Genomic DNA, 13,419 nt, shown 5'->3' with positions numbered 1-13,419 from the left:
AGACGGTTTTCAACGCGCCGCTGTCGCTCATACCGGGGCCGCCACCTTGGGTCGCTTGAGCGCGGCCGGCTCGCCAGCCGCCACGCTGCAGGCCTGGTTCAAGGTCAGGGACTTGGTCTCCGGGGCCCAGGCCCAGGCAATCAGCGCGCCCAGGGCGAGGATGGCCGCCAGAATCCCCATGGTCGGGCGGAGGCCGATCCCGGCCACGCTCACCGGCAATAGAAAGGTGCTGATGGCCGAGCCCAAGCGGCTCACAGCGGTGGCCAGGCCAATCCCGCTGGCCCGCACCTCGGTGGGGAAACTCTCCGCGGGAAACACCCCCACCAGGTTGCTCACCGCCGACAGCACCAGGGTAAACACCCCGAACAGCAGCACCATCAACCAGGCGGCACTCCCCGGCAACACCGCCAGCAGCAACAGCGTCACCGCCAGGATGATGAAGGCGTTGATCAAGAAACCGCGGCGGGAAAACTTCAGCGTGCAGACGATGCCGATCAAGGCGCCGAGGATCAGCAGCAGGTTGAGCATCAGCTCAGTGCCAAAGCCCTCGGCCAGCCCCATCTGCTGCAGGATCGACGGCAGGAAGGTGTAGATGGCGAAATACGGCATGACGATGCACACGAAGAACAGGCAGTTGAACGCCGTGCGCGTGCGGTACTCGGGGCTAAACAGCACCGCGTAGCCGGAGCGCTTGTCGCAAGCCGGCTGCTCGTCAAGCAGCACATGCGCCCCCAGGTGCTTGTGCACGATGGCCCGGGCCTCGGCGAGGCGCCCGCGGTTGACCAGCCAGCGCGGCGACTCCGGGGTGCCAATGCGCGCCAGCAGAATGAGCCCGGCGGGAATCGCCGAAGACCCGAGCATCCAGCGCCAGGCATCGTCGCCGAGGCTGAGCATGGCGGCGCCGACAAAGGTCGCGGCCACGTAGCCAAAGGTCCAGACCACACTGAAAGAACCCAGCAGCACGCCGCGGTGCTTCTTCGGCGCGAACTCGGCGAGCATCGCGTGGCCGACGCTGAAATCGCCGCCCAGGCCGATGCCGATCAGCACCCGGCAGAGAAACAGGCCCAGGGCGGTTTCGGCATAGAACTGCAGCACCGAGGCCAGGGTGATCAGCACGAAACTGGCCAGGAAGATTTTCTGCCGCCCCAGGTGATCGGAGATCCAGCCGAAGAACAGACTGCCGATAAACAGCCCCATCAGCGCCGAGGCGCCGATCAGGCCCTGCCAGAAGGCATCCAGTTGCATCTGCGGGCTGAGCAGGGTGAAGGCAATGCCGATCAGGCCCAGGATGTAGCCGTCGGTAAAATGCGCGCCGAAGGTCAGGCCGGCGATTTTCAGGTGGAACCGGCCAATCGGCAGGTCATCGATCTTGACGGTTGCAGTGCTCATGTTCGTCTCCACTTATTGTTCTTGAATAAGAGATGAAGCGTTTGCGGGCGCCCCTGGCCGTGGCTGCGCGCAGCCAGGGGCCCGGCCTCAGAGGCCGCCCATCAGCAGGTATTTGATCTCCAGGTAATCGTCCAGGCCGTACTTGGAGCCTTCGCGCCCCAGGCCCGAGGCCTTGATCCCACCAAAGGGCGCGACTTCGGTGGAAATCATCCCTTCGTTGATTCCCACCATGCCCGCCTCCAGGCCCTCGGCCATGCGCCAGACCCGACCGATGTCGCGGCTGTAGAAGTAGGCCGAAAGGCCATAGAGCGTGTCGTTGGCCTGTTGCAGCACTTCAGCCTCGTCGCGAAAGCGCAGACAGGCCGCCACCGGGCCGAAGGTTTCTTCCTGGGCGATCAGCATCTCGGCGTTGGCTTCGGCAAGAACGGTCGGCTCGAAAAAAGTGCCGCCCAGGGCGTGGCGCCGGCCGCCGCAGAGCAGCCGTGCGCCTTTCTCCAGGGCATCGCCGACGTGCAGTTCGACCTTGGCCAAGGCTGCCGCGTTGATCAGCGGGCCCTGCTCGGTTTCGCCGTCCAGGGCACTGCCGACGCGCATCGCCGTCACCGCCTCGGCCAGCTTGGCGGTGAACGCGTCGTACACCCCGTCCTGGATAAAGAAGCGGTTGACGCAGACACAGGTCTGCCCGGTGTTACGAAACTTGGAGGCCATGGCGCCCTGGACCGCGGCGTCCAGGTCGGCGTCGTCGAACACGATAAAGGGCGCGTTGCCGCCCAGCTCCAGGGACACCTTTTTCAAGGTGTCGGCAGCCTGACGCATCAGCAGCTTGCCGGTGGCGGTGGAACCGGTGAAGGACAGCTTGCGCACACGACTGGACGCTTGCAGTGCTGCACCGATGGCCACTGCATCACCAGAAACGATGTTCAGCACACCGGCGGGAATCCCCGCCTGCTCGGCCAGCACCGCCAAAGCCAAGGCCGACAGTGGCGTTTCTTCCGACGGTTTGAGAATCATTGTGCAACCGGCCGCCAGCGCCGGGCCTACCTTGCGCGTGACCATGGCCAGGGGGGAAGTTCCACGGCGTGATCGCCGCCACCACACCAATCGCCTCTTTGACAACGATGATCCGCGCATCGGCCTTGTGGCTCGGAATCACATCGCCATAAGCACGCTTGGCTTCTTCACCGAACCACTCCAGGAAGCTCGCGGCATAGACCACCTCGCCCAGGGCTTCGGCCAGCGGCTTGCCCTGTTCCTGGCTGAGCAGCCGGGCCAGGTCCTGCTGGTGGCTCAGCATCAGCTCGCTCCAGCGCTTGAGGCGCTGACTGCGCTGCTTGGCGGTGAGCGTGCGCCAGGCTGGCAAGGCGCGATGGGCCGCGTCGATGGCCCACTGGGTTTCTTCGGCGCCGGCACGCTGCACCTCCGCGATCAGCGCGCCATTGGCCGGGTTGAACACCGGGTAGGTCGGGCCCGCGCCGGTCCATTGGCCATCGATGTAATGACCTGTGCGAATCAGTGGGTTCATGCCACGGCCTCGATCAGATTGAAGCGCTCCAGGCCCGGACGGGCGCTGCGCAGAATGCGCTGGCCGGCGGTGTAATCGTTGATCACATCGCACGGGGTGTAGTTGCGCTCCAGCTCATGCAACTCCTCGACATCCAGCGGGGTGTCGAGGGCCGCCAGGGCGCTGTCGAATTGCTCGGTGGTGTCGGCGCCCACCAGCATGCAGTCCACGCCGGGATGATTGAGCACCCAGGCCTGGGCGATCTGCGCATTCGACACCCCACGGGCACGCGCCACGCGCTGCACCGAATGGGCGATGTCGAACGAAGCCTGGTCGCTGTACATCTGCTGGGTGAAGAGGTCGGTCTGGTTGCGCGTTGACTGCGCCTCACCGGTGAGCAAGCCACGGGCCAGCGGGCTGAACACCGAGACGCCCAGGCCCTGGTCGCGGCAGAACGGCAGCATCTCGCGCTCCTCTTCGCGGTAGGCGCAGTTCAGTTGCAACTGCATGTTGATCGGCTTGACCCAGCCATGGCGCTCGCACGCCATGAGGATCTTCGCCAACTGCCCGGTGAGCATGGTGGACACGCCGATGTAGCGCGCCTTGCCAGCGCGCACGATGTCGTGCAGGGCGCTCATGGTTTCTTCCACCGGAGTGTTCACATCGAAGTAATGCAGCATGAACACATCGACGTAATCCATGCCCAGGCGCGTTAGCGAGGCGTCGATGCTGTCGAGGATGTGCTTGCGCGAATGGCCGCTGGCGTTGATCGCGTTGCGGGTGCCGTAGCCGACCTTGGTGGTGATCACCAGGTCTTCGCGCCGCGCCAGGCGCTTGACGATGCGTCCCACCACCTCCTCGCCAACGCCAGCCGAATAGAAGTCGGCCAGGTCGATGAAGTTCACCCCGTGATCCAGGGCGTGCCTGACGATGGGCTCGCTCTGTTTCTCGTCGAAGATCCAGGGCTTCCAGTCCGGGGTCCCCATGTTCATGGTGCCCAGGCACAGGCGCGAGACGTTGAGGCCGGAGTGGCCCAAACGGATGTAGTGCATGGCGCGCTCCTCAGGCTTTGGGGGTGTAGAACGGGTTGCTGATGTGGTTCACCTCTTCGGCCAGGCGCGCCCGTTCGGGCTGGCCGGCCAGGGCCGCGCGGATCGCCGTGCGGCAGGCGGTGTAGTTGTTCAGGTACACCGCATCCAGGTCGTCGCAGTCCGGGTTGACCCAGTTGGCGGTGACGATTGCCCACTGATCCTCGGCCTCGGCCGGCAAGCTGCCATCCAGCAGCGCTTCGAGCACCGCCTTGGCGATCCCGGCCTGGGATGCGCCCCAGGTGGCCTGGCCGTGCAGCTCACTGGCGATGGCGGCCTTGTTCACGTAGAGGGTCATGGGCTTGACCGGCAGGTTCGGCTGGGCAATGACCATGAACGGGCAATGGCCCTGGCTCGGCGAGGCCAGGCTGTTGGCGAAGGCCTGCCCGGCCGGACCGTTGCGCGGACCGATGAGAATATTGATGTGGGCCGCGTTGACGCCCGGGCCTGCGAAGCCTTCACCGATGTAGAGGTCGAGTGGGTGCATGGGTACTGACTCGTTGAGGGTGCAAGGGAAACAATCCGGATCAGCCGAGGCGGCACCGGATCGGGGGAACAGGCAACTCAAGGAGCGTGGCCGCAGGTCACTGCAACAGGGGCCGGGAAGCCCGGCGGGACGAGAGGACGTCATGGCGCAAACGCTCTTTGTTGTTAGGGATGAGCTGAATGAACGCTGTTGTATCACCGGGTTTTCAGGCCCCCGTAACCATTAAAAGTCATGCGGCCATGAGCTTTAGTCATACCCGCCGGCGCAGGCGCAAGCCGCTGGGTATGTCGCGCTACCAGGTGCTGGATAAGCGGCGCTATGGACCCACAGGGCGTCCGGCGCCCACCGGCGCGACAGCGGCACTTGATGAACCACGCCTGTGTTCAGTAGGCTCCGCCCCTCGAAGGCATGGATCGCCCTGAACCTGTGGGCAGTTCTTGCGCTTTTCCGACCCGTACCAGCCCAGGCTTGCACCCAGTGAGAGCAGCGTTATCAAAGTCCTCGATCCAGAAAGAATCGACCGTATCAATCGGCACTTGATGCGCTCCAGGCGGGGCGATCTGGAAACCACCTGCGTCCTCTCGGGCGTCACGCTGATCGTCTTCCTCATCGGTATTGGCCTACTGGAGGGGCCGCTGTTCGCCAAGCTCATACTGGCCGCTTTTCTATGCCTCATGATCGGCGGCTGGTGCGCAATCAAGTGGGTGAGCAGCCAGGAACAGCCCAGGTTCGACGTCGCTGAAATCCCCGTGGAGCAACTGCAAGGCTACTTCGATCGCCGCTGGGTACGCGCCGCAGGCAAACCTTATGTCCGATACAGCTTTGGCAACTATCCACTGCACATCCAAACCTGCGCCAGCCTGTACTTCAGTGGCGACACCCAATTGAAACTGAACCGCCGCTATCGCGTAGACGCGCTCTACATCACCGGGCTGAACAGTTCTGAGTCTGGCTATTACTTATTGGAAGAGACGTTCCAGGAAATCTTCGATGACAGCGACCTTAGCGCCGAGGAGAAAGCCGAGGTCGCCGAGCGTGAGGAACGGATCAACGAGGAACTCAAGGCCCAACACAAACGCCTCTATCGCCTCTACCGCAGCCCTCAGGGCGAACTGGCGGCGGTGGCCATCGGCTTCAATTTTGCGGCGTGCTTGCTCACCCTGCTCTGGTCGTTCAGCGCCGGCCTGAAGTGGGTTACCGGCATTGCTCTGGTAGCCCTGAGCCTGGTCCTGCTGATCCCGGATGCCGGCGATGATCACCATTGGTTCACCCTGGGGTTACTGCTCAGCGCCGGGGTTTTTGGCGCGTTTGGCAACCGCTGGCGAGAAAAGCAGGTGTTGTCCAGGGGCATGGTGCTGGTCGATTCCCTGCGCTCTTGCAACCCCGAGCAGGCCATCGCGGATTACCGAAGAAAGGTCGAAGAGACCGCAGCCAAAAACAACGACTGCACGCCATAACACCGCGTCTCACGACCATAAACCGGCCCTTCCACCTCCAGGCGCGGGCCTGGAGCATGGGCTTTCATCGCCCAGCCGATCAGCCTTGGATGGACCATAGGCCGGCGCCAGAAACACAAAGGCCCTCCGAAGAGGGCCCGTGCCGCGCCTGCCGGAGGCTTACAGGTAACTGATGCTGTACTGCATCGAGCTTTCCACGGCGGTGGCTTCCAGGCCCGACGCTTCGGCGTAGTAACGCACGCCCAGCACCTTGCTCACGCCCTGGGTCGACTCGCCCTCTTCCACCAGAGTGACCCGGCTCAGTTCGCCGGACGCCAGATTGATCGGGGTGGTTTCGTCGAGCAATTGCAGGCTGACCTTGTTGCTGCCGCCCGGTGCCTCGTTGGCCAGGCGGCCATCCTTGGTCACGTCGCCATTGGGCAGGAAGGAGGCAGCGATGGTGCGGGTCGCCTCGGCGCCGGTGCAGCCCTTGAGGGTCAGGGTGAAGCGCGACTCACCCGCAGTCTGGCCGATGGCGGACAGGTCTTTTTTCGAGACCGAAGGCAGCATGATGGTCGGGTTGGTCACGCCATTGACTTCCAGGCTGCAGGTCTCATCGACGATCTCCCCGATGAACTTGACTTCTGCGGCCTGGACTTGCTGGACGGTGGCGATCAACGCCAGGGCAATCACTGTTTTTTTCATGGTCGACTCTCTTCAAATAGGTACAAGGGGGTGGGCAATGGCCAGTTGTTCAAGCAACGAAGCCCTGGGGCTCGCGCTGAATGAGAGCGATTTTCGAGAGAGTCCGGGCAAGGATGAATAGGACAATGACTAATTATCCAAACCACCAACGATCCCGGCCATTTGTCTGAACTTTGCCGAAATTAGCATCTTAGTACCGGTCCTATTCAGGCGCAGGCGGCGCGCTTGTAACCTGCCCCCAGTGAATTTTTTCGAGCCACGGCACGTGCTGTAGCGCTCCGCGCTACGCCAGACCTCATCGCCAGCGGGCACCCCCGGCCCACCCTGCGCCTGAGGCGTGGCGCAGCGTTTTCCATCCAGCACCCGACCCGGGTGAACAGAGTGTGTTTCATGTCGAAAAAAAGCCCCGCGGTACTTTTCCTGGCCGGCTGCCTGGCCTTTATGGCCTGCCAGGCCCAGGCCAGCGTGGTGATTGTTGGCAGCCGCATCATCTACCCGGCCCAGGCCCAGGAAAAATCCCTGCAACTGAGCAATCGCTCCGATCACCCTAGCCTGGTGCAGGCCTGGGTCGACCGGGGCAACGAAGAGTCCAGCCCGCAGACCGCCGACGCGCCATTCATTGTCACGCCCCCGGTCTTTCGCATCGAAGGCCACACCGGCCAGGCGGTGCGCCTGCGCTTCACCGGGGAAAAACTGCCCGAGGACCGCGAGTCGCTGTTCTTCCTCAATGTGCTGGAAATCCCCCCAACCAAGGCCGACCAGGAAGGCCGTAGCCTGTTCGTGGTCATGCCCCGCCACCGGCTGAAAGTGTTCTACCGCCCCGCCACCATCGCCCAGTCACTGGAGCGCCTGCCGGCGTTGCTGGAACTGCGCCTGAGCCGCGAAGGCAATGACTGGCTGATCAACATCAACAACCCCAGCGGTTACTACGCCACGTTCGTCGAAGCCAACCTGCTGGCGGGCAGCCAGAGCGCCCCGCTGCAGTTGCAGAACAGTCTGCCGCCGTTTTCCAGCGCCACCTGGCGCGTCGCCCGCAGCGCCCTGGCAGGCCAACCGGACACCGTGCAACTGCGGCTGGTGACCGATGCCGGCGGCAGCCTGGAAAAACGCATCGCCCTCAAGCCCTGAGGGAACGGGCAGACATGATGTGCGCACACCGCCTACGGCTCCTGGGCCTCGCCCTGGCCGCACCACTGGCCTGGCCCGTGGCCGCCGACCCAGCCACCGTCGCCCCGGCCGCCAACGCCAGCCCGGCCTACCAATTCAACCCGCGGCTGCTGCGCGGCGCGCGCCCCGGCGGGCTGTCGGTGGAGCGCTTCAATCAGACGCATGTCACCCCGGCCGGTCGCTATTCGGTGGATGTATTGGTCAACGGCAGCAGCCTGGGGCGCCAGGATCTGCACTTCGAGGAGGGCCACGGACAGCAGCTCAAGGCCTGTTTCAGCACCGAGCAACTGCTGGAACTGGGGGTGCAGGCGCGCTACATCAAGAACGCCCTGGAGGAGAACTGCGCCGGTCTCGGCAAGAGCGTCAAGGGCGCCAGTGAGCGCCTGGACTTCGCCGCCTTGCGCCTGCAACTGTCGATCCCGCAGGCAGCACTGCAGCCCAGGCGGCGCGGGCAAGTGCCCAGCAACCAGTGGAGCCATGGCGAGCCCACCGGCTTCGTCAACTACAGCGCCAGCCATTTCCACCTCAACCAGGCCGGTGGCAATACCTATTCCAGTTACCTGGGGGTGCGCTCCGGGGCCAATCTGGGCGAATGGCGCCTGCGCCACCATGCCAGCCTGACGGCCAGCAGCGACCAGCCCAACCGCTGGACCCCGCTGCGCACCTACGCCCAACGCACGCTGGCCGACTGGGGCAGCGAACTGACCCTGGGCGACACCTTCACCAGCGGCCAGTTGCTTTCCAGCCTGGGCTATCGCGGAGTGCAACTGGCCAGCGACGAACGCATGCTGCCCGAATCCCAGCGCGGTTATGCGCCGACGGTGCACGGCGTGGCCAACAGCAATGCGCGGGTAGTGATCCGCCAGGACGGCAACGAGCTGTACCAGACCACCGTGGCGCCCGGGCCCTTTCGCATCGACGACCTCTACCCCACCGGTTACGGCGGCGACCTGGACGTGGAGGTGACCGAGGCCGACGGTCAGGTCAGCACCTACCGCGTGCCCTTCTCGGCCATGCCCGATGCCCTGCGCCCGGGGCAATCGCGTTACTCGGTGGCCGCCGGGCAAGTGCGCAACAACGGCATGGACCTGCCCTACGAACCCTTTGCCGAAGGCTCCTACGAGTACGGTCTGAGCAACGCCCTGACCCTGCGCAGCGCCAGCCGCGTCGCCGATGGCTACCTCTCGGCCCTGCTGGGCGGGGTCTACAGCAACTCGATCGGCGCCTTCGGCCTGAACTCCACCTACTCCGCCGCCCAATTGCCCGACGGTCGCCAGACCGGCTGGATGACCCAGGCCTCGTTCAGCCGCACCTTCCAGAGCACCGGCACCAGCCTATCCATGGGCAACGCCCGCTACTCCACCGAGGGCTACCGCGAGCTGATCGATGCCATCGGCGAACGCGAACGCACCTACGTACCCGAAGACTGGAGCTCCAGCAGCTATCAGAAGAAGACCCGCTTCGACCTACAGGTCAGCCAGAACCTGGGCAACCGCAGCTCGCTGTTCATCACCGGCTCACAACAGAACTACCGCCACCGCTCCGGCCAGGACCGGCAGTTCCAGTTCGGCTATTCGGGTTCGTTCGCCAACGGCGTCAGCTACAACCTGTCCATTGCCCGGCAGTTCGACAGCCGGGGCCAGCACAGCGACACCCAGCATGTCTTGTCGCTGTCCTTGCCGCTGGGCGCTTCCGGCAGCCGCAGCAAGCTGTCCACCAGTTTCAGCCACAGCGCCAGCCAGGGCAGCCAACAGCAGGCCAGCCTGTCCGGCAGCGCCGGCAAGGACAACGACCTGAGCTACGGCCTCAACGCCAGCCGCGCCCACAACAACCCGGACGGGGTACTGGGCGGCACCCTGCAAAAACGCCTGAGCAGCGCCACGGTCGGCGCCAGCCTGTCCCACGGCGACGACTTCTGGCAGGCCTCGGCCAGCGCCATGGGCGCCCTGGTTCTGCACAGTGGCGGCCTGACCAGCGGCCCCTACCTGGGAGATACCTTCGCCCTGATCGAAGCCAAGGGCGCCGAGGGCGCGCTGGTGATGAATGGCCAGGGCGCGAGGATCGACAAGGCCGGCTATGCCTTGATGCCCAGCCTGACGCCCTTTCGCTACAACGACGTCGGCCTGAGCAGCAACGGCCTGCACAGCGCGGTCGAGCTGCAAGAAACCCAGCAACGCGTGGCCCCCACCGCCGGCGCCGCGGTGCACCTGCAATTCAAGACCCTGGCCGGCTTCGCCGTACTGATCCAGGCGCCCCGGGAGCAAGGTGAAAGCCTGCCCATGGGCACCACCGTGCAAGACAGCCAGGGCCGCGTGGTGGGCATGGTCGGTCAAGCCAGCCAGCTCTATGCCCGGGTCGAAGCCCCCCAAGGCCTGCTCAGCCTGCAATGGGGCGACCACCCCGACCAACAATGCCAGGTCCAGTACCAGATCCCTGAAGCGGACCTCAAGCAACCGATGATCAACCTGAGCGGAACCTGCCGGCCCAGCCGGACTGCCGCTCTATAGCCCCAGGAATTTGCCCCATGTTTTCGATGTTCTCTGCCGGGCGCGGCGCAAGCGTGCTGGGCCTGCTGCTTGGCATGGCCTGCGCGCCCCTGGCGGCGCAGGCGCAATGCCGCCAGGTGTGGTCCTACAGCGCCCATGACACCGCCAACGGCAACCTCGGCCTGCCCGCCATTACCCTCACCGCCGAACAGTTGCAGCCCGCCGGCAGCGTGCTGGGCATGACGAGCATCTCGGTGGCGCGCAACGCCAACGTCGATCCCGAGACGGTGGCCTACGATTGCCTGCCCGAAGACGGCCCCTTCTACGAATACTTCTCCACCAATGGCACCGATGCCCTGAGCGGCAAGCACGAAGTCAGCGGCATGCCCGGCTACTTCCACACCTTGTGGCGCAATGTAGCGGTGAAAATCACCCACAACCAGAGCGGCCAGACCTTTTCCCGCACCTGGCAGCGCCGCGCCCTCAACGGCGACTACAACCCCAGCAGCGGTCGGATCGAGTTCAAAGCCAAGCATTTCAGCGACGTCACCGTGGAGCTGGCGCGGGTTGCCGACAGCACCGGCGGCGGTCAACCGGGCAGCCTCGCCGAGGGCGTCTACAACCTCGCCCGCCCCAACGCCTACATCGCCTTTCAGGGCGGTGGCTTCAGCACGGCCCTGAGCCCCGGCTGCGACCACGGCAATGGCTGCGCGAGCAATCAGCGCCAGCACTGGCCGGCGGCAATCGGCCTGTGGAACAGCGTCAGCATCAGCCGCCGCACCACCTGCGCGGTGCATTCAGCCACGCCCCTGGTGGACTTCGGCCGGGTCTCGCTGAACCAACTGCGCCAAGGCAACGGGCCACAGGCGCGCCTGAGCATCGAGATCGAGTGCAACAGCCCGGCGCTCGCTGAACACAGCCACGGCGGCCAGGTCACGGTGGGCCTGCAAGTGCCTCCAGACAGCTACCTGGCCCTGCAACGTGACTACCCGCAACGGCTCGACCCGGCCGGCGGCGCCCAAGTGCTGCTGTCCAGCGGCTACGGCAGCGACCCGACCCTGGCCAGCGGGGTCGGTGTGCAGATCCACGACCACAACCAGCGTCCGCTGCTGCTGGCCGGTTGGAACCCCGGCGGCACCCGTACGGCCGGCGGCGATGGCTGGTACTCGGTGCATGACCCACTGCTGACCCGCACCGCCGCAGCACCGGGGCAGACCCGCTACAGCGGCCAGTTCAGCGCCAGCCTGGTGCCCCTGGCGCGGCGCATCACCCCGGGGCGCATCGATGCCACAGTCAACGTGGTGGTGAGGGTCCAATGAGTACGCCGCGCCGTTCACCTGCGCTGCTGGCGACCCTCTGCCTGGCCCTGGCCGGCCTTTGGCAGAGCGGCGCCGACGCGGGCCTGCTGGCCTCGACCACGCGCGTCGTCTACCCGATGGACGGTCGCGAGCAGGTCCTGGAACTGAGCAATACGGGCCAGGCTCCAGTGCTGGTGCAAACCTGGGTTGACGATGGCCAGCCCAATGCCGCGCCGCAGGACAGCTCCAGCCCCTTTGTCGCCCTGCCGGCGGTGTTCCGTCTGGAACCCGGTGGGCGTCAGAGCCTCAAGCTGCTGTTCAACAAGCACCCACAGCCCCAGGACCGCGAAAGCCTGTTCTGGCTCAACCTGCTGGAAATCCCGGCCACACCCAGCGACACCAAGCCAGGGGACCGACTGACCCTGACGCTGCAAACCCAGATGAAGGTCTTCCTGCGCCCCGCCGGCCTTACCGAGCCCCAGGAACGGGCCGCCAGCCGACAGGTCTTCAACCTGACCCGCGAAGCCGAACGCCTGCGCCTGCACTGGCACAACCCGAGCCCCTACCACATCACCCTCGATCACCTGCGCTTGAGCGCCGGCGCCACGCAACTGAGCGTGCCCGGCGAGATGCTCGCGCCCTACGCCAGCGTCACTCTGGAGCTGCCCGCTGCCTCGACGCCCGACCTGGTGAGCGGCAGCCAGGCACTGCTGAGCTACCAATCGATCGACGACCAGGGCACGCCCAAAGCGCTGGAACAGCCAGTGGCCGTGCCCTGAAGCACCACCGGGCGTGATAGATTCTGCCACCGGCCATCAGCGCCCTAGGTCAGGAGACATAGCCATGAATGACGCGTTGTATCAGGGCGGCTGCCTGTGCGCACAGATCCGTTTCGAGGCCCGGGGCCCACTCGCCACCCCCCATACCTGCTCCTGCTCCTGCTCCTGCTCACTGTGCCAGCGACACCGCGGCGCCTTGACGCTGGCCTGGGTCGAATGCCCCAGCACGCACGTTCGCTGGACCGACCCCGCAGGCGTCCCCGCGACCTTCAGAGCGTCGGACTGTTCAAGCCGCGCATTCTGCCGGGAATGCGGCAGCTCCCTGGGCGCCATCGATGATCAGCCGACCAGTGCCTTGCTCCTGGGCTGCTTCGACGAAAACCGCGACCCGGCCCTGATGCCGCGCAACCATTCGTTCAGCGACCGCTGGCCTGCGGGTTGGCGCCCCCTGCGCGGCAACCGGCAGGCCGACGATAAAGGCCTGCCCCATGACTGACACAACGCCCTGCAACGCAACGCCTCTGGCCTCGAATATCTGGACCTGGTACGGCCAGGACGAGTATCGAAGGATCATCCTGCTCGCGGAATTGGGCCTGGCCCTGGAATTTCTTGCCCTGGACGCCGAGCGGCAACGGGCGGAAATCAGTTGCTGCGCCGAATGCAATCTTTGGTCTGACTAGCTGGATGGCCTCGATGGTTTCGTGAAGCACTTTCCGGCCTGCCTCGCCCCCGCCCTGCAGCAGCGCCTGCATATTCTGCTGGGCCGCTGTGAGGCCTTGTGTTGGGAGGCTTACGTTGGCACCCCGGAAAACAATGGCTTCGAGCATCCGCAATGGCAGCCGCTGCGCGAGCAAGCACGTCAAGTACTCGACCTTCTGGGTTGGCAAACCGTGCGAGAACACATCAACGAGCTGGCCCAGGACTGCCGAGCGGCCTTGAAAAAATGGCCGGATTGACGAGCCCTACATCAGCATCGAGCTAGCGCCCGGGTTCCCGGTCGCCGCTGCCGAAGGCTGCGATCGGCGACGCCGTCGACATCAAGGTGGCCAGTCGGTTTCTTAAGGCGATCGGGGGTACAGACTT

General features: G+C 65.1%; 12 protein-coding genes and 1 pseudogene. 8 read left to right on the top strand and 5 right to left on the bottom strand.

The window, feature by feature from the left end; translation table 11 throughout:
* Positions 1-27 precede the first annotated feature (27 nt).
* The 4 genes and pseudogenes from PLD_RS28335 to fae all read right to left on the bottom strand — a co-directional run bounded on the left by PLD_RS28335 (position 28) and on the right by fae (position 4,465).
* A complete protein-coding gene (locus PLD_RS28335; protein ID WP_159897994.1) occupies positions 28-1,389 on the bottom strand; it encodes an MFS transporter in 1,362 nt (453 codons plus the stop codon).
* Positions 1,390-1,476: 87 nt separating this feature from the next.
* Positions 1,477-2,911: pseudogene (locus PLD_RS28330) on the bottom strand (NAD-dependent succinate-semialdehyde dehydrogenase).
* On the bottom strand, positions 2,908-3,942 hold the full coding sequence (locus tag PLD_RS28325; protein ID WP_159897993.1) for an aldo/keto reductase: 1,035 nt from the start codon (positions 3,940-3,942) through the stop codon (positions 2,908-2,910). Before PLD_RS28325 ends, PLD_RS28330 begins: the two are co-directional and overlap by 4 nt.
* Before the next feature lie 10 nt (positions 3,943-3,952).
* Positions 3,953-4,465, bottom strand: coding sequence for a formaldehyde-activating enzyme (fae, locus tag PLD_RS28320; RefSeq protein ID WP_159897992.1), 513 nt, complete (start codon positions 4,463-4,465; stop codon positions 3,953-3,955).
* A gap of 539 nt (positions 4,466-5,004) precedes the next feature.
* On the opposite strand from fae, the gene PLD_RS28315 reads away from it, so the two are divergent.
* Entirely contained in the window at positions 5,005-5,922 is a 918-nt protein-coding gene (locus PLD_RS28315; RefSeq protein WP_256674826.1) for a DUF2628 domain-containing protein, read from the top strand.
* A gap of 159 nt (positions 5,923-6,081) precedes the next feature.
* Here PLD_RS28315 and PLD_RS28310 read toward each other — a convergent pair whose 3' ends face one another.
* Positions 6,082-6,606 (bottom strand): fimbrial protein, encoded by a 525-nt coding sequence (locus PLD_RS28310; RefSeq protein WP_159897990.1) that lies wholly within the window; start codon positions 6,604-6,606, stop codon positions 6,082-6,084.
* A gap of 390 nt (positions 6,607-6,996) precedes the next feature.
* Here PLD_RS28310 and PLD_RS28305 point away from each other — a divergent pair, with 390 nt between their 5' ends.
* From PLD_RS28305 to PLD_RS30875, 7 genes are all read left to right on the top strand, one after another.
* On the top strand, positions 6,997-7,734 hold the full coding sequence (locus PLD_RS28305; protein WP_159897989.1) for a molecular chaperone: 738 nt from the start codon (positions 6,997-6,999) through the stop codon (positions 7,732-7,734).
* A gap of 14 nt (positions 7,735-7,748) precedes the next feature.
* Positions 7,749-10,280 carry a fimbria/pilus outer membrane usher protein gene (locus tag PLD_RS28300; RefSeq protein WP_159897988.1) on the top strand — a complete coding sequence of 844 codons (2,532 nt, stop codon included), beginning with the start codon at positions 7,749-7,751 and terminating at the stop codon, positions 10,278-10,280.
* 17 nt (positions 10,281-10,297) lie between these two features.
* Positions 10,298-11,578, top strand: a complete 1,281-nt coding sequence (locus tag PLD_RS28295; protein ID WP_159897987.1) for a fimbrial protein — start codon at positions 10,298-10,300, stop codon at positions 11,576-11,578.
* Positions 11,575-12,336, top strand: coding sequence for a molecular chaperone (locus PLD_RS28290; RefSeq protein WP_159897986.1), 762 nt, complete (start codon positions 11,575-11,577; stop codon positions 12,334-12,336). Before PLD_RS28295 ends, PLD_RS28290 begins: the two co-directional genes overlap by 4 nt.
* 64 nt (positions 12,337-12,400) lie before the next feature.
* Positions 12,401-12,832 (top strand): GFA family protein, encoded by a 432-nt coding sequence (locus PLD_RS28285; RefSeq protein ID WP_159897985.1) that lies wholly within the window; start codon positions 12,401-12,403, stop codon positions 12,830-12,832.
* Entirely contained in the window at positions 12,825-13,016 is a 192-nt protein-coding gene (locus PLD_RS30880; protein ID WP_256674798.1) for a hypothetical protein, read from the top strand. The genes PLD_RS28285 and PLD_RS30880 overlap by 8 nt, the downstream gene beginning before the upstream one ends.
* Positions 13,017-13,037: 21 nt before the next feature.
* A complete protein-coding gene (locus PLD_RS30875) occupies positions 13,038-13,292 on the top strand; it encodes a hypothetical protein (protein ID WP_256674797.1) in 255 nt (84 codons plus the stop codon).
* The last annotated feature ends 127 nt before the right edge of the window (positions 13,293-13,419 follow it).

The sequence above is a fragment of the Pseudomonas sp. LD120 genome (assembly GCF_009861525.1).
GTDB lineage: Bacteria > Pseudomonadota > Gammaproteobacteria > Pseudomonadales > Pseudomonadaceae > Aquipseudomonas.
Note: the sequence above shows the minus strand (reverse complement) of the source record. Positions and strands in the feature narration are given on the sequence as shown.

Bases quoted from the DNA above. Each gene is read 5' to 3' on its own strand.
- PLD_RS28335 (WP_159897994.1), bottom strand. From the start codon at position 1,389: ATGAGCACTGCAACCGTCAAGATCGATGACCTGCCGATTGGCCGGTTC.
- PLD_RS28325 (WP_159897993.1), bottom strand. From the start codon at position 3,942: ATGCACTACATCCGTTTGGGCCACTCCGGCCTCAACGTCTCGCGCCTG.
- fae (WP_159897992.1), bottom strand. From the start codon at position 4,465: ATGCACCCACTCGACCTCTACATCGGTGAAGGCTTCGCAGGCCCGGGC.
- PLD_RS28315 (WP_256674826.1), top strand. From the start codon at position 5,005: ATGCGCTCCAGGCGGGGCGATCTGGAAACCACCTGCGTCCTCTCGGGC.
- PLD_RS28310 (WP_159897990.1), bottom strand. From the start codon at position 6,606: ATGAAAAAAACAGTGATTGCCCTGGCGTTGATCGCCACCGTCCAGCAA.
- PLD_RS28305 (WP_159897989.1), top strand. From the start codon at position 6,997: ATGTCGAAAAAAAGCCCCGCGGTACTTTTCCTGGCCGGCTGCCTGGCC.
- PLD_RS28300 (WP_159897988.1), top strand. From the start codon at position 7,749: ATGATGTGCGCACACCGCCTACGGCTCCTGGGCCTCGCCCTGGCCGCA.
- PLD_RS28295 (WP_159897987.1), top strand. From the start codon at position 10,298: ATGTTTTCGATGTTCTCTGCCGGGCGCGGCGCAAGCGTGCTGGGCCTG.
- PLD_RS28290 (WP_159897986.1), top strand. From the start codon at position 11,575: ATGAGTACGCCGCGCCGTTCACCTGCGCTGCTGGCGACCCTCTGCCTG.
- PLD_RS28285 (WP_159897985.1), top strand. From the start codon at position 12,401: ATGAATGACGCGTTGTATCAGGGCGGCTGCCTGTGCGCACAGATCCGT.
- PLD_RS30880 (WP_256674798.1), top strand. From the start codon at position 12,825: ATGACTGACACAACGCCCTGCAACGCAACGCCTCTGGCCTCGAATATC.